13 protein-coding genes and 3 tRNA genes are annotated in these 17,806 nt (G+C 65.4%); 3 read left to right on the forward strand and 13 right to left on the reverse strand.

Going from position 1 to position 17,806, the window contains the following annotated elements:
- Positions 1–59: 59 nt before the first annotated feature.
- The 12 genes from AAE021_RS09910 to dusB all read right to left on the reverse strand — a co-directional run bounded on the left by AAE021_RS09910 (position 60) and on the right by dusB (position 12,091).
- Entirely contained in the window at positions 60–1,244 is a 1,185-nt protein-coding gene (locus tag AAE021_RS09910) for an acyl-CoA dehydrogenase family protein (protein ID WP_342022176.1), read from the reverse strand.
- A gap of 202 nt (positions 1,245–1,446) precedes the next feature.
- Positions 1,447–1,520 (reverse strand) — tRNA-Ile (locus AAE021_RS09915).
- A 98-nt stretch (positions 1,521–1,618) separates the two neighbouring features.
- Entirely contained in the window at positions 1,619–2,815 is a 1,197-nt protein-coding gene (locus tag AAE021_RS09920) for a glycosyltransferase (RefSeq protein ID WP_342022177.1), read from the reverse strand.
- Positions 2,812–3,753 (reverse strand): DMT family transporter, encoded by a 942-nt coding sequence (locus tag AAE021_RS09925; RefSeq protein WP_342022178.1) that lies wholly within the window; start codon positions 3,751–3,753, stop codon positions 2,812–2,814. The genes AAE021_RS09920 and AAE021_RS09925 overlap by 4 nt, the downstream gene beginning before the upstream one ends.
- On the reverse strand, positions 3,753–4,322 hold the full coding sequence (locus AAE021_RS09930) for a CDP-alcohol phosphatidyltransferase family protein (protein WP_342022179.1): 570 nt from the start codon (positions 4,320–4,322) through the stop codon (positions 3,753–3,755). Before AAE021_RS09930 ends, AAE021_RS09925 begins: the two co-directional genes overlap by 1 nt.
- A gap of 82 nt (positions 4,323–4,404) precedes the next feature.
- Positions 4,405–5,196, reverse strand: a complete 792-nt coding sequence (locus AAE021_RS09935; protein ID WP_342022180.1) for a phage holin family protein — start codon at positions 5,194–5,196, stop codon at positions 4,405–4,407.
- Positions 5,197–5,294: 98 nt separating this feature from the next.
- Positions 5,295–6,686: a sugar porter family MFS transporter gene (locus AAE021_RS09940; RefSeq protein WP_342022181.1), complete on the reverse strand. Its 1,392-nt coding sequence runs from the start codon at positions 6,684–6,686 to the stop codon at positions 5,295–5,297.
- Positions 6,687–7,041: 355 nt separating this feature from the next.
- Positions 7,042–7,114: transfer RNA gene (locus tag AAE021_RS09945), tRNA-Asn, on the reverse strand.
- Positions 7,115–7,378: 264 nt separating this feature from the next.
- A tRNA-Asn gene (locus AAE021_RS09950) sits at positions 7,379–7,451 on the reverse strand.
- 85 nt (positions 7,452–7,536) lie between these two features.
- Positions 7,537–9,555: a DNA primase gene (gene dnaG / locus AAE021_RS09955; protein WP_342022182.1), complete on the reverse strand. Its 2,019-nt coding sequence runs from the start codon at positions 9,553–9,555 to the stop codon at positions 7,537–7,539.
- 76 nt (positions 9,556–9,631) lie between these two features.
- Positions 9,632–10,912, reverse strand: coding sequence for a deoxyguanosinetriphosphate triphosphohydrolase (locus tag AAE021_RS09960; RefSeq protein ID WP_342022183.1), 1,281 nt, complete (start codon positions 10,910–10,912; stop codon positions 9,632–9,634).
- A 6-nt stretch (positions 10,913–10,918) separates the two neighbouring features.
- Positions 10,919–12,091, reverse strand: a complete 1,173-nt coding sequence (dusB, locus tag AAE021_RS09965) for a tRNA dihydrouridine synthase DusB (RefSeq protein ID WP_342022184.1) — start codon at positions 12,089–12,091, stop codon at positions 10,919–10,921.
- 717 nt (positions 12,092–12,808) lie between these two features.
- On the opposite strand from dusB, the gene AAE021_RS09970 reads away from it, so the two are divergent.
- From AAE021_RS09970 to AAE021_RS09980, 3 genes are read left to right on the forward strand one after another with little or no spacing between them, the layout of a single operon-like run.
- Positions 12,809–13,486 (forward strand): ATP-binding cassette domain-containing protein, encoded by a 678-nt coding sequence (locus AAE021_RS09970; protein WP_342022185.1) that lies wholly within the window; start codon positions 12,809–12,811, stop codon positions 13,484–13,486.
- A complete protein-coding gene (locus AAE021_RS09975; protein ID WP_342022186.1) occupies positions 13,486–15,609 on the forward strand; it encodes a YhgE/Pip domain-containing protein in 2,124 nt (707 codons plus the stop codon). The genes AAE021_RS09970 and AAE021_RS09975 overlap by 1 nt, the downstream gene beginning before the upstream one ends.
- Before the next feature lie 39 nt (positions 15,610–15,648).
- Entirely contained in the window at positions 15,649–16,212 is a 564-nt protein-coding gene (locus tag AAE021_RS09980) for a TetR/AcrR family transcriptional regulator (RefSeq protein WP_342022187.1), read from the forward strand.
- A 113-nt stretch (positions 16,213–16,325) separates the two neighbouring features.
- Here the strand turns inward: AAE021_RS09980 and AAE021_RS09985 are convergent, their stop codons facing one another.
- Positions 16,326–17,789, reverse strand: a complete 1,464-nt coding sequence (locus tag AAE021_RS09985; RefSeq protein WP_342022188.1) for a YibE/F family protein — start codon at positions 17,787–17,789, stop codon at positions 16,326–16,328.
- Positions 17,790–17,806 lie beyond the last annotated feature (17 nt).

Raw genomic sequence — 17,806 nt, forward strand, 5'->3', positions numbered from 1 at the left:
CAACAGAAAAGGTGGCCGGCCCCGGTCGGGACTGGCCACCTTCTCACCTTGAGCTGTTCCTAGACGAACGCAGCCACGCCGGTGATGGCACGGCCGGTGACGAGGGTATTGATCTCGTAAGTGCCCTCGTAGGAGTAGATCGCTTCGGCGTCGGCAAAGATCTTGGCCATGCCGTAGTCGGTGACGATTCCGTTGCCGCCGAGGATGCTGCGGCCCATGGCCACTGATTCGCGCATGCGGGCCGTGGTGAAGGCCTTGGCCAGGGCCGACTGTTCATCCTTGGCCTGGCCGAGGTCTTCGAGCTGGGCCAGGCGGACCATCATGCCCATGGAGGCGACGGTGTTGCCCAGGATCTGGACAAGCTGGTCCTGCACCAGCTGGAAGGAAGCCAGCGGCTTGCCGAACTGGTGGCGCTCCACTGCATACTTGCGGGCCACATCAAAGGCGGCCATCTGCTGGCCCACTGCCTGCCAGGCGACGGACAGGCGGGTGACCTTGAGGACCTTGTTGGTGTCCTTGAAGCTGTTGGCGCCCTTGAGGTGGAAGTCGTCGCTGACCACCACGTTGTCCAGGAGGATGTCAGCATTCTGCACGGTGCGCAGGGCGATCTTGTTCTCGATCTTGGTGGCGCTGTAGCCCTTGGTCTTGGTGTCCACCAGGAAGCCCTTGACCTGATTGTCGGCCACGTCGCGGGCGTAAATGACCACCCAGTCGGAGAAGGTGGCGTTGCCGATCCAACGCTTTTCGCCGTTGAGGATCCAGTTGTCGCCGTCGCGGCGGGCGGTGGTGCGGGTTCCGCCGGCCACGTCGGATCCGCCCAGCGGTTCCGTCAGGCCGAAGGCGCCGATCTTCTTCATGGAGTAGATGTCCGGCAGCCAGGCAGCTTTCTGCTCTTCGGACGCCAGTGCTTCGATGGAACCGGTGAACAGTCCGTCATGGACACCCAGGAACGTGGCGAAGGAGGTGTCGGCGCGGGTGAACTCGGCGTGGCACAGGCCGGCAAAGAGGTTGGAGTGACCCTGGCGGTAGACCGGGCTCATGACGTCCAGTTCGGCAATCTTGGGGATCATGTGGTGCGGGAACTCACCGGCGTTCCACCAGTCCGCGGCGAACGGGGTGACCTCGGTCTTCAACCATGCCCGGACCTCGTGGAGGCGGTCCCGCTCTTTGTCCGAGAGCAGGTCCTCGAATGCGTAGAAGTCGCCGTCCGCGTACGGAAGATTGTCGACGTCGATAGTTGCCATGGAGATATCCTTCGTTGCTGATCATCGATGATCCGGGACTGTGAATCCGGTCTCACCTATGTTACCCACCAGTAATATGATCCACAACACGAGCTTGGACATGCGCCGCCGTGGGAAGCACGGATTTCCCGGGCTCCCAGGCAAAAGAAAACACCCCGGTCCGAAGACCGGGGTGTTACCTATGCCGCGACTCATCACACTGTAGGGCTGGTGGGGCTTGAACCCACGACCCACGGATTATGAGTCCGCTGCTCTGACCAGCTGAGCTACAGCCCCCAGCACCCCTGAGGGGCTGGTTGCCCGCGAGGGCAATAGGAACATCCTAGTGGCAGCCGCGCCGGTCCTGCCAATTGGCGGCGGGACAGGAGGAAGCGCTAGATGCTTCCCTGCGTCACCGGGCGCCCGTAGTACAGGTCCTCGAACGTTGACAGGGTCGCATCCAGGCTGTGCCGCTCGACCATGGACCGGCTGTGGGCGCCCATTTTCTCGCGGTCATCCGGGTCCAGTTCCAGAATGGAGGTGAGCCGTTCGCAAAGCTCGTCGCTGTTGCCCGGGGTGAACAGGTAACCGTTCCGGCCCGGCTCCACCAGATGCGGCAGGGCCATGGCGTCCGCCAGGAGCACCGGAGTTGATGCGGACATGGCTTCCAGCGTCACCAGGGACTGCAGCTCGGCGGTCCCCGGCATCACAAACACATCGGCCCGCTGGTAGGCGCGCCGCAGTTCCTCATCGGACACCAGACCGCGGAACACCACGCGGTCATCCAGCCCCAGCCGCTTCACCTGCGCCTGCAGGGCAGCCTTGACCTCGCCTCCGCCGACAATTTCGGCATGAACATTCAGGTGCGCGGGGGTCTTTGCCACGGCGTCGATCATGACGTCCACGTGCTTTTCCTCGGCCAGCCGTCCGACAAACAGGACCGTCGGATGCTCGTTCCGCTCAACGGGCTCGCCCGGCTTCAGTTCGTAGACCGAGGCGTCAATGCCGTTGGAAAGGGGCAGGACGTCGTGCAGGAAGGCGTGGGCATGCATGGCCTTCGCCGCGAGCGGGGTGGGCGTGGTGACCACCGCGGCGCGGCCCATCACCTTGCCCATGTCCTTCCAGGAGTTCTTGGCAACAATGTCCTTGAACCACCGGGGGAAGGGCAGGAAGGGATCAAGGTTCGCGGGCATGAAGTGGTTCGTGGCGATAACCCGGATCCCGCGCTTTTCCGCCTCGTAGAGGGTGTACTCCCCCACCATGTAGTGGCACTGGATATGCACGACGTCGGGCTTCACCCGGTCGAAAAGCAGGCTGATTTCCTTCTTGATCTGCCACGGCAGGCAGATGCGCCAGTAGTCGTGCGTGGGCACCCCGTGGGAGCGCAGGCGGTGGACCGGCCATTCTCCGTCGAGGTCGGAGCGGCTGCCGCCGTCGACGTCGTTGGGCGCCAGCACGTGCACGTCATGGCCACGTCCATTAAGGCCCTTGGCGAGCCGGTATCCGAACTGTGCCGCACCGTTCAGGTGCGGTGGATAGGTGTCGCAAGCAATGAGGATCGTCAGCGGTTTTTCGGCCGGTGCGTCGGTCAAAGGGAGCCCCTCTTTTGGTCTTTTCCATTTTTCGCGGCTGCCTGCTTTTGCCGGTGCCTTGCCTCTGCCCGCCGCTGGATCACGTCCGGGTGATAGCGGGAGAGCGCGAACACCCCAACGATAGCAACCAATGCTGCCACTCCCATGGCAACCGCGGCCACTGCGGGCACATTGGGCTGCAGTTCATGCAGGACTCCGATGCCAATCGCAATGCCCACCATCGGATCGATCACGGTCAGCCCGGCAATCACCAGATCCGGCGGGCCGCTGGAGTACGCGCTTTGCACAAACCACGCCCCCAAGCCGCCCGCCACCGCAATGCCGACAACCGTGTACCAAGGGACGTTGAGCAGGAAACGGCCGTTCGGGTTGAGCAGGTCCGCAGCGATCACCTTGGTCAGCACGGCTACGAAACCGAAGAGGACCCCCGCACCCACAATGAATCCGATGGCCCCAATTTTGCGGCCAAACAGGGCATTGAGTGTGCCGAAGAACACCACAACAACCGCCAGGATCAGGACGATGACCAACTCCTGGGCGGGCTGGACCTCGCCGGGGTCACGGGTGACGCCGACGGCGAGGGAGACAAACAGGGCGCTGCCCAGGACGCAGGCCACGATGGAGACGATGGTGACGCGGTTCATCCTCAGCCCCTGGTCCCGGGAATTGACCACCGTCGTGATCACCAGGGCAATGGAGCCGATGGGCTGCACCACCGTCAGCGGTGCCAGGGTGAGTGCCGTGACGTTAAGGGCCATACCCACTCCCAGCAAAAAAAGTCCCAGCAGCCAGCGGGGATTGCGGAGCAGGCGGACCAGTTGGGAAGAGCGCAGTTCCAAGCCGCCGGTGTCAGCGCTGACGGCGCTTCCCTGGCGCTGGGCACCGAAGGCCAAAAACACCGCGCTGGCCAAGGCGCAGGCAATAGCTACACCAACCATCAGCCGTTCCCGGCCGCACTGCGTTCCCGGGCGTGCTTAGCCCACGAGGCCCGCAGATATCCGACCGCTGCAATGAGATGGCCGACGCAGCCCAGGAACAGCACGGCATTTCCCGTGGTGGACAGCCAGCCGTAATCGAATCCCGGCACCCGCTGCAGCAGCAGGAGCGGGGCCCCCAGCAGCAGCAGCGCCGTCCGTATTTTTCCGACGTTGCTGACCGGCAGGTTGGGGCTTCCGTGGAAGAGCACCAGGGCATTGACTATCAGGATGGCGTCGGGAATCACGATGGCCAGAACCAGCCAGGCGGGCGCGATGCCCTGCACCACAAAGGTCACCGCCACCACGATCAGGGCCAGGCGGTCCGCCACGGGATCAAGCCACTGGCCAACCCGGGACACTTGGTTCAGCCTGCGGGCCAGGTAACCGTCCACCCAGTCAGTGGAACCGACAACCACAAGGGTGATGAAGGCCGCCCCGTAGTCTTCGCCCACAATAAAGGCAACAAAAAGAGGTACCCCCAGAAAGCGAAGGACCGTGATCACGTTGGGAACGGTCCAGAAAGTGTCCATGACCGTTAGCGTGCGGCCTGGACGAGTTCCTGCACCGATCAACCTGATCACGGTCCACTCCCCCTATCAGCGATGGCGGGACCTACTTGGCGGAGAGCCTGCGGATCATGATGGCCATGGCCAGCAGTGATGCGGCCAGCACCGTCAGAGGCTGCCACCGTTCCTTGATCATGGCCATAATGTCGTCGGCCGATGATGTTGTGTTGCCCTGGTCCGGGGTTCCTGAGTTGCGCTGCCCAGCGGAGCGGCGGGCCTTGAGCTCACGGATCTGCGCCTTGACGTCCACCTTCTCGCCGAGCCCGTCCCGGACAGCTGCCATGTGCTCGCGGCGCTGGCGCGCGCGGGTACGCAGCTCTTCCGGAGTAGCCTGGGCGGGTCCGTCCTCAGCCTGCTCCTTCTTCTTCTTTTCCTTGTCTTTGTCCTTGGGTTCCTTCGGCTTCTTCTCCAGCGTGGCCGGGTCGAAGCTGCGGCCTTCCTTCAGGACGCCGAGGTCATAGCGCAGGCCGTAAATGGCCTCCTCGGGCAGCAGCGGAAGCGTCTTCTTGAACCGGTTGACACCGATCAGCGCTCCCACGCCGGCGATGATCAGGAACAGCAGCGCCACCAGCAGAGCGGCAAGCCAGTCCGGCATGATTGTGCCCAGTCCGAGGATCGCGGCAACTATCAGCGCGATCGCAAGGGCGGCGGCGAACAGCAGTGCCACGACCAGGAACGCCGCTGCCACACCGGCTTTGACGCCCTTTTGCTTCATCTCGGCGGTGGCGAGGGCGAATTCGTCATTGAGTTGCCGGGGGGTCAGGCGGGCCATCACCTTCGCCAGGCCCACCAATGACGAACTCCCTGCAGTCCTTCGTGTGCTAGCGGAGCGATTCATGCGCCCTGCCTCCGTCCCCTGATTAATCTTCGCCGTTGCCATTACCCAAAATTACCATTCTCCTCACGTTTCACATTTTGAACAGCTGTTTGCGCGCCCTAGGGAGTTCCCAGCCCCTCCCGGTCTTCGAGCGCGCGTCCGGAGAATTCAGGGAGTTTGGTCTTGACGAACCAGAAGGAAATGACCGAGAAGATCGTAAAGATCGCGTACATGATCCAGACTCCGAAGTTATCGCTCACCCATGGGAACGACAGAGTGACGATGAAGTTGAAAATCCAGTTGACCATGGCGCCCAAACCAAGGGCCAGCGAACGGATGTTGTTCGGGAACACCTCGCCCAGGGTGACCCACATGACCGGCCCCCAGGTGGCTGCGAAGAAGATCACAAACAGGTTGGCACCCACCAGGGCCACCGGGCCCCAGATACCGGGGAGCGAAACGTCGTCGCCCATGCCCTCGGCCTGTGAGAACGAGAGCGTCGCCAGCAGCAGGCCGACAAACATTCCGGCGGAACCAATCATCAGCAGCTTCCGGCGGCCGATCCGGTCCACAAAGGCAATGGCCACGATGGTCATGACCACGTTGATGATCGAGGTAATGACCGACGTCGTGAAGGAGTCGCTTTCGCTGAAGCCCACCGACTGCCAGAGCGTGGTGGAGTAGTAGAAAATTGCGTTGATACCGACCAGCTGCTGGAACGCGGCGATGGCCATACCGACCCAGAGGATGGGCTGCAGGCCGAACTTCGGCCCGCGCAGGTCCTTGAAGGTGGGCTGCTTGCTGTTGAAGCTCTCGCGGATCTGGCGGATCTTCAGGTCGGTGTCGGTGACGCCCGAGACGTCGCGCAGGACCTTGGCCGCGTCTTCGTCACGGTCCTTGCGCACCAGGTACTGCGGAGACTCCGGAATGGTCAATGCCAGGACGCCGTAGACAATCGCCGGCAGGACGCCCACCAGAAGCATCCAGCGCCAGGCGGCCAGTCCCCACCACAGCTCTCCCAGGGCGCTGCCCGCCGAATTCGCCAGGAACGCGTCGGAGAGCAGGGCCGCGAAAATGCCCAGCGTGATCGCCAGCTGCTGGACCGAGCCCAGCGCTCCGCGCCACTTGTTGGGTGCGACTTCGGCAATGTAGCCCGGGGCAATCACGGAGGCCGTACCGATGGCGAGGCCGCCGATCAGGCGCCACCACATCAGATCCCATTCGCTGAACGCGTACGCGGAACCCACGGAGTTGGCGGCGAACAGGATGGCTGCGGCAACCATGACCTTTTTGCGGCCCAACCGGTCCGCCAGCTGCCCGGCGAACCAGGCGCCCACGGCACATCCGAGCAGCGTAATGGCAACAGTGAAGCCCAGCACCCCTGGGGTGAGCGTGAATTCTTCGCCAATGGCATCCACAGCGCCATTGATAACTGCGGTGTCGAAGCCGAACAGCAGACCGCCCACCGCCGCCGCCACAGTGACGGCAATCACCTTGAATGGATGGGCCACCTTCTCTGATTCACCCGGATTAGGCCTTGGCTGGCTCGCGCCCATGGAAGGTCCCTCTAGTCTCTCGTCGCTTATTGTGAAAGTTCCGCCTCAAACCTAGTAATCCTACGCATAACCCTAGGCATGACGCGCGGCGGTGGGAACACGTAGGGGGCATTTCGCCTCGTCAGTGGGGCGGCAGGCTGGAGACGCCAACCGCTGTTTCCGGTAAAAGCGGCGACTGGGCAGCAGCAATGAAAAGGGCCAAAACGGCCAGACCGAAGAGCCACCCGGGCAGATCCGGCCACGGGGAGGGTCCATCAAATAAAAATGAGGCCCTGACCGGCATATTGCCACGTCAGAGCCTCATTATTTGCTCCTCCGACTGGACTTGAACCAGTAACCCTTCGATTAACAGTCGAATGCTCTGCCAATTGAGCTACGGAGGAAAGCGCGAGTTCTACTATACAGGGTTTTTGGAGTGCCTGTGCGCCGTTTTGGTGTGTTCCAAATCTCACCCCCGGGGAGGTCCGCCGCGCCCTGCCAGCCCTGGGCATGACACGCATGCGGAGCTCCCGCATTCCGTCTCTTGATCCCAGCGCGTCACGGGCCATCCACCGCTTTGGCGGCCTCAAACCCCCTGTCCAAACCGCGGGCCGGCCATAAACAATGAGGCCCTGACCGGCATACCCGGTCAGGGCCTCATTTTCCTGCTCCTCCGACTGGACTTGAACCAGTAACCCTTCGATTAACAGTCGAATGCTCTGCCAATTGAGCTACGGAGGAAAGCGCGTGTCCTACTCTACAGAGGTTTCCCGGGGAAGCGAAATCGGCGCCCTGGCACCAAATTTTCGCTCCCCCGCGGCACCGTCTACTGATCCCCGCGAAGAGCCCGCCGCTGCATTTCCAGCTCCATCAGGTCGCGGTTCAGCTGCTGGAACAGCGCCGGATCGGCAGTGGGATCCAAACGCTGCAGCTGCCCGAGCTTCTCGGCCTTCAGATGCGTCACCTGCAGTTCGAAGAGCCGGTTCAGGATGTCCCGGCAGTAGCGCTGCAGGGCGTCGTCGTCGCGGGCGTGCAGCGGAGTCACCGCCAGTTCACTGACAAAGTCCCGCAGCGTGTCGGGCAGCTCCTGGCGGACCTGCTCCACCCACTGGGCCGGGGCGGTGCCGGCGTGGCCGGCGGCGATAATGGCATTGTGGACGGCCAGGTACGCCGGAACGGAGAAGCGCGCAGCCTTGAACCGCTCCCATTGCCCCTCGTCCAGCATGCCCGGCTGCTGCAGCGCCACCTCCAGCGCCTGCCGCTCCATGCGGGCGGCCGGGTCCCGGGGATCGGGCCGCGAGAACGCCGGCGGCTCCAGGGTGGGTTCGGGAACCTGCTGCTGGTATCCGCCCTGCTGAACCGGCTGGGCAGCGCGCCCGCCCTGCATCTGGTTTCCCCGCTGGTCCTGCTGACCCCTGCCGTCGCGCTGGGAGCCGCGGCCGTCGTCGTGCGCCGCCATCCCCTGCGAGCCCTTGCCCTGCTGCGATTTACCCGCCGACGTACCCTCGCGCAGGCGCTTGGCGGCGCCCGCGACAGCACGGGTGACGTCGTCGACGTCGGTTCCCAGCCAGCCGGCGAGCTCGCGGGCGTAGGCCGGGCGCATGGCGGGGTCGCGGATCTCGGCCACCACCGGTGCCGCCGCGCGGAGCGCCTGCACCCGCCCCTCAACGGTGTTGAGGTCAAACTTGCGCAGGGTGGAGCGGATCGAGAATTCGAACAGGGGACGGCGGGAGCGGATCAGCTCGGCCACCGCGGTGTCGCCGTGCTTCTGCCGAATGTCGCAGGGGTCCATGCCCTCGGGGTCGACGGCGACGTAGGTCTGCGCCGTGAAGCGCTGATCAAGGTCAAACGCCCGCAGGGCGGCCTTCTGGCCTGCGGCGTCGCCGTCGAAGGTGAAGATGACCTCTCCCCCGCTGCCGTCGTCGGACAGCAGGCGGCGGGCGATCTTGATGTGATCCTCACCGAAGGCGGTGCCGCAGGTCGCGACGGCGGTGGTGATCCCGGCCAGGTGGCAGGCCATCACGTCCGTGTAGCCTTCGACGACGACGATCTGCCGGTCCTTGGCGATCGAGCGCTTGGCCAGATCGATGCCGTAGAGCACCTGGGACTTCTTGTAGAGCGCGGTCTCCGGGGTGTTCAGGTATTTGGGGCCCTGGTCATCCTCGTACAGCTTGCGCGCCCCGAAGCCGATCACGGCGCCGGTGAGGTCGCGGATGGGCCAGATCAGGCGGCCGCGGAAGCGGTCATAGAAACGGGAGGCGTCGGAGCCGGTGGAGAACATGCCGGTGCCGGCCAGCTCGTCGCGGGTGAACCCCTTGTCCGTGAGGTGCTTGAGCAGTGAGTCCCAGCCCTGCGGGGCGTAGCCGACGCCGAAGTGGGCCGCGGCGGCCGGATCGAAGCCGCGTTCCTGCAGGAAATCCCGGGCTGCCTGCGCGCCCGGGGTGTGCAACTGGGCTGCGAAGAATTCAGCGGCGATCTTATGGGCATCCAGGAGCCGCTGGCGCTTGCCCACGTCCTCGCGGCGCGGGCCGGTGCCGCCGTCCTCGTAGTGCAGTTCGTAGCCGAGCCGGGCCGCAAGCTTCTCCACGGTTTCGGAGAAGGTGCCGTGGTCCATTTTCTGGACGAAGGAGATGACGTCGCCGCTCTCGCCGCAGCCGAAGCAGTGGTAGGACCCCACCTGGGGCCGGACGTGGAAGGACGGGGAGCGCTCATCGTGGAAGGGGCACAGGCCCTTGTAGGAGCCGATGCCGGCGGACTTCAGCGTCACGTAGCCGTCAATCACGGCCTTGATGTCGGTGCGGGAGCGTACTTCGTCAATATCTTCGCGTTTAATCAGACCGGCCATACAACCAAGTCTATTCTTCCCGTCCTAAACGTCCGGTTTCGTGCGTACTGACGGACGGATCAGGAAGTTAGTTCGCCTACCAGAGCGCCGGAACCGGGCCGACCAGGCGTTCGTGCAGGGCCAGAGCCGATCCGTCAGTGAGGGACGCCACCTGGTCCACCACCACGCGCAGGCGCGCGCCGTCGTCGTTCGCCTCGCGCCAGTCGGCGGCGAACATCGGCTCCAGGTGCCGGTCCCCCGTGGCCGAGAGCTGCGCCACCAGGGCGGTGAGGATTTCGCGCTGCCGTTCATAGAGGGGCTGGCGCTGATCGGTGGTCATCACGAACGTGGTGGCCAGGCCCTTCATGACCGCGATTTCAAGCTTGGTTTCCTCGGGGATCACCATCTCGGCGTAGCGCGTGAGGGGATCGGTGCCGTAGATGCCGCGGGTGGCCTCCAGCGCGCTGTTGCAGAACCGGCCGATCAGCTGGCTGGTCATGTCCTTCAGCGCGGCCATCGCCTTGCGGCTGCCGTCGGATTCGCGGACCCACACCGGATCGGACTCAAGCCGCTTCAGTGCATCCTCAATGGCCGCGCCGTCGGTGCCGGGCAGGTACCACTGCTGCGTGTAGCCAACCACGCGGGCACGCTGGTCCGGGTTGTCCAGCCACTTGAGCTGCACGTGCCCGGCAACGATGGCGTCCTCGACGTCGTGGACCGAGTAGGAAATGTCGTCGGCGAGGTCCATGACTTGGGCCTCGAGGCAGGAGCGGCCGGCGGGGGCGCCGTCGCGCAGCCAGGTGAACACCGGCAGGTCATCCTCGTACACGCCGAACTTGGTGGTGCGGTGGCCATTGACCAGCGGCGCGTCCGCGATGGGCCAGGGGTACTTGGTGGCGGCGTCGAGTGAGGCGCGGGTCAGGTTCAGGCCGGCGGGGCCGCCGTCGGGCGCAATGATCTTGGGCTCAAGGCGGGTCAGCAGCCGCAGGGTCTGGGCGTTGCCCTCAAAACCGCCGATGGCGTGGGCGATGTCGTTCAGCGCGGTCTCGCCGTTGTGCCCGAAGGGCGGGTGTCCCAGGTCGTGCGAGAGGCAGGCGGCGTCGACGACATCGGGATCGCAGCCCAGCGCGTTGCCCAGCTCGCGCCCCACCTGGGCCACTTCCAGGGAGTGCGTCAGGCGGGTCCGGACAAAGTCATCGGTGTCCGGAGCCACGACCTGCGTCTTGGCGCCCAGCCGGCGCAGGGCCGAGGAGTGCAGCACGCGGGCCCGGTCCCGGCCGAACTGGGTGCGGTTGGTGTTCTTGGCAGGCTCGGTGACCCATCGTGCAAGGTCAACATCGGTATAGCCTGCGGTTTGGAAAGCCTGCGGAAAGGTCATGGGTGTCTAGCCACCTGAAATGTTGAGTTCGGCTGCGGAAATGACTGACTTCTGCGCGGCGTTGAGCTCCCGCGATTCCAGCCAGTTTTCCGGCAGTGCGGTCTTCTTGGGGGATCCGGCGCGCCCGCGGGGGCCTTCGGCGTCGGCACCGGGGTACGGCGCCTCGGGATCCAGCTGGTCCAGCAGTTCGCGCAGGACTTCAAGCGTGGGCACGGTGGCCAGCTGGGCCCGCAGGTCTCCGCCCACCACGTAGCCCTTGAAGTACCAGGCCATGTGCTTGCGGATGTCGCGCAGGGCCATCATTTCGCCGCCGAAGGTTTCCACCAGCAGTTCGGCGTGGCGGTACACACTGTCAGACACTTCCTTCAGGCCCGGGCGGTGCCGCAGGTCGCTGCCTTCGAAGGCGGCCTGCAGGTCCCCGAAGAGCCAGGGCCGGCCCTGGCAGCCGCGGCCGATGACGACGCCGTCGACGCCGGTTTCGCGCACCATGGCGATGGCGTCCTCGGCGGACCAGATGTCGCCGTTGCCCAGGACCGGGATGTCCGGCAGCGCTTCGCGCAGTTCGGCGATGGCGGACCAGTCGGCTTTGCCGGAGTAGAACTGGGAGGCGGTGCGGCCGTGCAGGGCGACGGCGGCGACGCCCGAGTCGCGGGCGATCCGGCCGGCGTCCAGGAAGGTCAGGTGGTCCTCGTCGATGCCCTTGCGCATCTTGATGGTCAGCGGGATGTTGCCCTTGGAGGCTTCCTTCACCGCGGTCTGCACGATGGCCTTGAACAGGTCCAGCTTCCAGGGCAGGGCCGAGCCGCCGCCCTTGCGGGTGACCTTCGGAACGGGGCAGCCGAAGTTCAGGTCAATGTGGTCGGCGCGGTCTTCCTCCACAAGGATGCGGATGGCTGCACCGACGGTCACCGGGTCCACGCCGTACAGCTGGACGGAGCGGACCTTCTCGTCGTCGTCGTGCTCGATGATGCGCAGCGATTCCGGCGAGCGCTCCACGAGGGCGCGGGAGGTGACCATTTCCGTCACGTACAGGCCGCCGCCGTATTCGCGGCACAGGCGGCGGAAGGCCTTGTTGGTAATGCCGGCCATGGGAGCCAGGATTACCGGCGTGTCCACGGTGATGGGACCCAGCTGCAGCGGGGGCAGCTCGAGCTTGAGTTCTGGGGATGAAACAGTCACACCCCCATTCTCTCAAGCCGGTGCAAATCCTGCTGCGGTTGTGGGTTCCGCGTCCACGGGCCGTTTTGGTTTGGCCTTATGAGTGTCCTTGGCCTCACCGTTGGAGCTGCTTTGAGGGCTTCCCGGGGAGCTTCCTTGGGGATAATGCCGCACGGGATGCCGCTGGCGGGGAAGGTTGCGTGGGTTTCACATCCGGACAGCCTTCTCTCGTGCAGATAGCGGCCCTTCAGGCTTCCAGATCCGATCCATCGTGCAGATAACGGGACTACGGAGAATCCTTCGTGCAGATAACGGGCTCAAAAGCCGGTTTTCGGGCAGTTTGAGCCCCTGATCTGCACTATAGATTTCCGGAAGGCCCCTGATCTGCACGAAGGATGCTGAGTATCCCCCTGATCTGCACGAAGGATGCCGGGTATCCCCCGATCTGCACGAACGATTCCGGGAAGCCCCGTTATCTGCACTAGAGATTCCAGGGAAACCCTCTGATCTGCCTGAAGGATGCCCGGAGGAACCGGCACGGCATAGCCGCAGCCTCGCCGCAAACTCCCTCCCCCGTCCCAACCCCTTCCCGTCCCGGCGGCGAAGCCGGATCGACAGCCGGCTCATGATCGCCAGCGACAGTGTTAGACTGACTGGTCAGATTAAACTGACTGGTCAGTACAAATAGCTCCTGACCGGTCCTCACCGGGATTCTCCCGGATTCCCTGAAAGGCACCTGTGCAACCGGTTATTACAGCGGAAGGCCTCAGCCTGACCGCCGCCCGGGGTCCCGTCTACGGCCCGCTGAGCTTCGACGTCGACGGCCCCCTCAATGTCCTTTACGGCCCGGCGGGAAGCGGCCGCACCAGCCTGCTCCTTACACTGGCGGGCCGGATGAAGGCTGAAAACGGCGACCTTGAGGTCCTGGGCCATGCCCTCCCCCGGAACGCCCGGGAGGTCCAGAAGCGTACGGCCATCGCCGGCTTCACGGACATCGACAGCCTCGAGCCGAGCGTCACCGTTGGGCAGGCGGTCCGGGAACGCCTCGCCTGGCTGGCTCCCTGGTTCTCCTTCCTCGGCAAGCCCACCGACCGGCAGGTCACCCGCGCCTGCGCACCGGTCTTTGGCGACGCCGAAGTTCCCGCCGCGTCCACCGTGATCTGGAACCTCGGCGAGGCTGAGCACTTCCTCCTGCGCCTGTCCCTGGCCATGCTCAGCGAACCGAACATCCTCTTTGTTGATGACATCGAACAGGTGCACAGCGCGGACGCCCGCCGTCTGGTCTGGGAGCGCCTCGCTGCAATTGCAGCCTCCGGCACCACCGTCGTCGTCGGTGCCGCTTCCCTTGAAACCGGCCTGTGGGAGGGCCTTGACCCCCAGCCATCCGCGCTGCTGCTCGCACAGGAGACCAACTGATGTTTGCTCTGTTTTCACCCGGCACCGAGCTGGCGCGGTTCCGCCGTGGCACGCTGCCGAAGATCGCCGTCGTGGTGATGCTCTTCATTCCCCTGATCTACGGTGCGCTGTACCTGTGGGCCTTCGACTCCCCGGACAAGCACGTGGACGGACTCTCCGTGGCCCTGGTCAACGAAGACGCCGGCACCACAAAGGACGGCGAACCTCTCAACGCGGGCGATGAGCTGGTGGACAAGCTACTGGACGGAGCGGACCTCGACTGGCACGCCACTGACGCCGACGATGCGGCGCAGGGTGTTGAGGACGGCACCTACTACCTCTCCCTCACCATCCCTGAGGACTTCTCTGCCAACGCCGTGTCCGTCGGCACGGACAACCCCGTCCCGGCCCGGCTGAACGCGACGTACAACGACTCCAACAACTTCCTGGCCGGTGTCCTCGGCAAGCAGGCCATGGCCCAGGTACAGGCGGCGGTCTCCTCGGAGCTCGGCGGGCAGGTGGCCTCCACCCTGCTGGTCGGCCTGAACGACGCCGGCAGCGGGCTCCGCGACGCCGCCGACGGCGCGACCAAACTGAGCACGGGCATTGACTCGGCGGTGGACGGTGCCGGTCAGCTTGTAACCGGCCTGGACAGCCTCGCCTCCGGAACCGTTACCCTCCAGGACGGAGCACTCAAGCTCTCCTCCGGCGCCGGCGAGCTGGCCTCCGGACTCTCCACACTGTCCGCAGGAACGTCTTCACTGGCGGCGGGCAGCAATGACCTGTCCACCGGAGCGGGCTCACTCGCCGCCGGAACCGCCACCCTGTCCGAGGGCGCCGGCAGCGTCGCCTCCGGTGCGGCCACACTGAACACCAACCTCGGAACGCTCTCAGAGAAACTCACTGCAGCTGTTCCCCAGGCCGAGACCCTGACCGCCGGTGCATCGCAGGTTTCCACCGGACTGGACCAGGTGGTTGCCGGTCTCCAGGCCGCCGATCCGCAGAACCCCCTCCTCGCCCAGCTCCAGCCGCTGGCCGCAGGTGCCCAGCAGGTGTCTGCGGGGAACGCCGCGCTCCAGTCGGGCATCTCCGATGCCGCAGCGGGAACCGGGCAGCTCGCAGCGGGCAGCTCCACGCTCGCCGCCGGAGCCGGTGAAGTAGCCACCGGAGCACAGTCCGCCGCAGCCGGTGCAGCCCAGCTTTCCGCCGGTGCAGCAGACCTCGCCTCCGGTGCCGCCCAAGTCGATGCCGGCGCGCACAGCGCCGAAGCCGGGGCCGGAGAACTTGCCGCCGGTGCCAACACGCTCAGCGGCGGCACGAATGACCTCGCCGCCGGCGCGGGAGAACTGCGCGACGGCGGCACCACGCTTTCCGCAGGGGCAGAAGAACTCTCCGCGGGCAGCCATACGCTGGCCGACGCCCTGACCGAAGGCAGCGCCGCGCTGCCGCAGGATTCCGGCGACCTGATCGATACCAAAGCCTCAGTCGCCGCCAATCCGGTGGAGCTGGACGCCGAGTACTCCACGGAGGCAGCCAGCTTCGGTGAAGGGTTTGCTCCCTTCTTCCTGGCCCTGGCCACCTTTGTGGGCGCACTGATCACGTGGCTGCTGCTGCGTGCCCTGCCGACACGTGCCCTGGCCGCCGGTGTTTCCGGATTCCGCGCCCTGGCCACCGGACTCGTGCCGGCACTGGCCATCGGGCTCGGCCAGGTGATCATCATGATGGCCGTCCTCGTCTGGGGTCTGGACATCCATCCCGCCTACCTCATCGGCACCGGTGCGTTCCTGTACCTGACCACTATCGCCTTCCTGGCCCTGCAGCAGATGCTGATCATCGTGCTCGGCACGGCGGCCGGCCGGGTTGCCTCACTGGTCCTGCTGATGCTCCAGCTCAGCTCCTCCGGCGGAACCTACCCCGTGGAAACCACCCCGGGCTTCTTCCAGGCACTGCATCCGTTCATGCCCGCCACGTACGTGGTCAACGGCCTCCGCGCCCTGATCACCGGAGGGGTGGACGCGAGGATGTGGATCGCCGTCGCCTTCCTGGGCATCCTGGCCCTGGCCTGCATCGTGATCAGCTCCGTGACAGCCGGCCGGCAGCGCATGTGGACGATCAAGCGGCTGCATCCGGAGCTGCACCTCTAAGATCAAAGGGAACCAACGCTCAACAAAGGACAACATTCGATGCCACGCGTATCAGGCACCAAGCGGTCAATCCTCGATGCCGCCTTGGAGCTGGCGTCCCTGAACGGGATCACCGGCACCACCATGGAGGACGTGGCCGTACGTGCCGGCGTTGCCAAGGGCAGCGTATATTACAACTTCTCCTCCAAGGACAAGTTGTTTGAACAGCTGCTGCTTGACGGCGTTGGTTCCCTTGCCGAAACGCTGCGCTCGGCCCGTGATGACAAGACCGGTGCCGCAGCGCTTAGTGCCATGGTGAACGCCATGTTGGAGGCCATTTCCGGCAACCAGCCGCTGGCCAAACTGATTGCCGCGGAGATTTTCCGGACCGACAGGTCCTGGCAGACCCCGCTGCAGCTGGTGCGCCGCGAGGCATTGGCGGAGCTGGTGGAAGTGATCCGGCAGGCGCATCCCGAGCGCAGGGATGCCGAGCTGGTGGCCGGCACCATCTTCGGCGCGGTCCTGGTGGGCGGCATTGAGTGGCTGGTCTTCAGCCCCGACCGTTCACTGGCGGAAGTTGCCGATTCGGTGATGTTCACGCTTTCCGGCCAGCTGACTGGCTAGGGCTGCCCGCCTGAGCGTGCGGACAACTATGGCGCCGGTCCCCTTCCCGGGGCCCGGCGCCGTCGTCGTTAAGCCGCCGTGGTCAAGCCGAAACGGTGCCCGGGCCAACGCTCCTATGGCCGGTTCCGCAGTGAGCGGCGGGTCGGCAGGCCGGAGGCGGCGATACCGCTGTCGGACGGTTGTCCGGCGGAACCCGCAGTGGCGGGCTCGGCGCCGGAGACAGCATCGGCTCCGGCAGTGGCGGGCTCGGCGCCGGTGGCAGGAACTGCGCTGCCGGCCGCTCCGGCCTCATTGCCAGCTTCGACGAGCCGGCTTTCCCGGGTGTCCGGAAGTCCCGGCGCACCCGGAGCCGCCTTGATCCCGACGGCTTTGACCACCAGCACGGCAATGGCCGTGGTTACCGGGATGGCGAGCACCAACCCCACGGAGCCAACCAGCGTGCGGATGACTTCCTCGGCCAGCTCCCCGCCGGTGAGGCTGTCCAGCAGGGGCCTGTCGTAGAGCGAGACCAGGATGAGCACCGGCAGGGCCGCCCCGGCGTAGGCGAAGGCAATGGTGTAGACGGTGGAGGCAATGTGGTCCCGGCCCACCCGCATCGCGCCGGAAAAGAGCCGCTTCGCGCTGGCGCCGGGAGCCAGTTCGTACATTTCCCAGACGGCGGAGGACTGGGTGATGGTGACGTCATTGAGCACACCCAGGCCGGAGATGATCAACCCGCAGAGGATGATGCCCGAGACCGATATGCTCTCGGACGAGTTGATGAGCGTGTACGCATTTTCGTCGTCGACCCCCACCAGGTGCGCGGCGTCGGTGGCCCACGCCGCCAGGCACGCGGTGATCGACAGCCCGAACAGTGTCCCCAGCAGTGCTGTGGAGGTCCGGGCCGTGAAGCCGTGGGCAAAGTACAGCACCCCGAACATGATCACGCTGGACCCCACCAGTCCGAGCAGCAGCGGCGGCTGCCCCTCCACCAGCCCGGGCAGGATGAAGCCGGCCAGCACCGCGTAGGCTCCGGCCAGCCCCACCAGTGCGCGCAGTCCGCGCCAGCGTGCGACGGCGATGACCACTCCCGCATACAGCACGGTCAGCGCCGCCATCGGCACGGACCGGACGAAGTCCACGAAGACATAGGGCGGGGCTCCCCCGCCGTCCTGCATCACGGCTTCCAGGTTCAGGTAGCGGATGCTGTCTCCGGCCTCGATGGCATCACCCTTGGCCACCTCCGGCGGAACTTCCACTTGGATGGTGGGTCCCCCAGCGTTGGGAACCGTGTAGGCAACCAGGCACTGCTGGGCCGTTCCCCCCGCTTCGACAAGCGCGGCCGAGGACGGGCAGTCCTCCTGGCTGACCCGCTGGACCTTGCCGGTGTCGAAGGTAACTCCGTCGGCAGTGGCGTAGGGATCGGCAACGGTGACACTGGAGCGGTCCCCGGAGGGCCACATCAACAGCATTGCCACCACGGCCAGCAGACCCAGTGGCACCAGGATGGCGGTCAGCAGCAGGTTGGCGCGACGTCGGGCGGCCAGGGCAACCAGAGACGGCGGCTCATCGGAGTGCGGGGAATGGCTGTGTCCCATGGGGTCCTTTGGCGGTG

The sequence above is a fragment of the Arthrobacter citreus genome (assembly GCF_038405225.1).
Lineage (GTDB): Bacteria > Actinomycetota > Actinomycetes > Actinomycetales > Micrococcaceae > Arthrobacter_B > Arthrobacter_B citreus_A.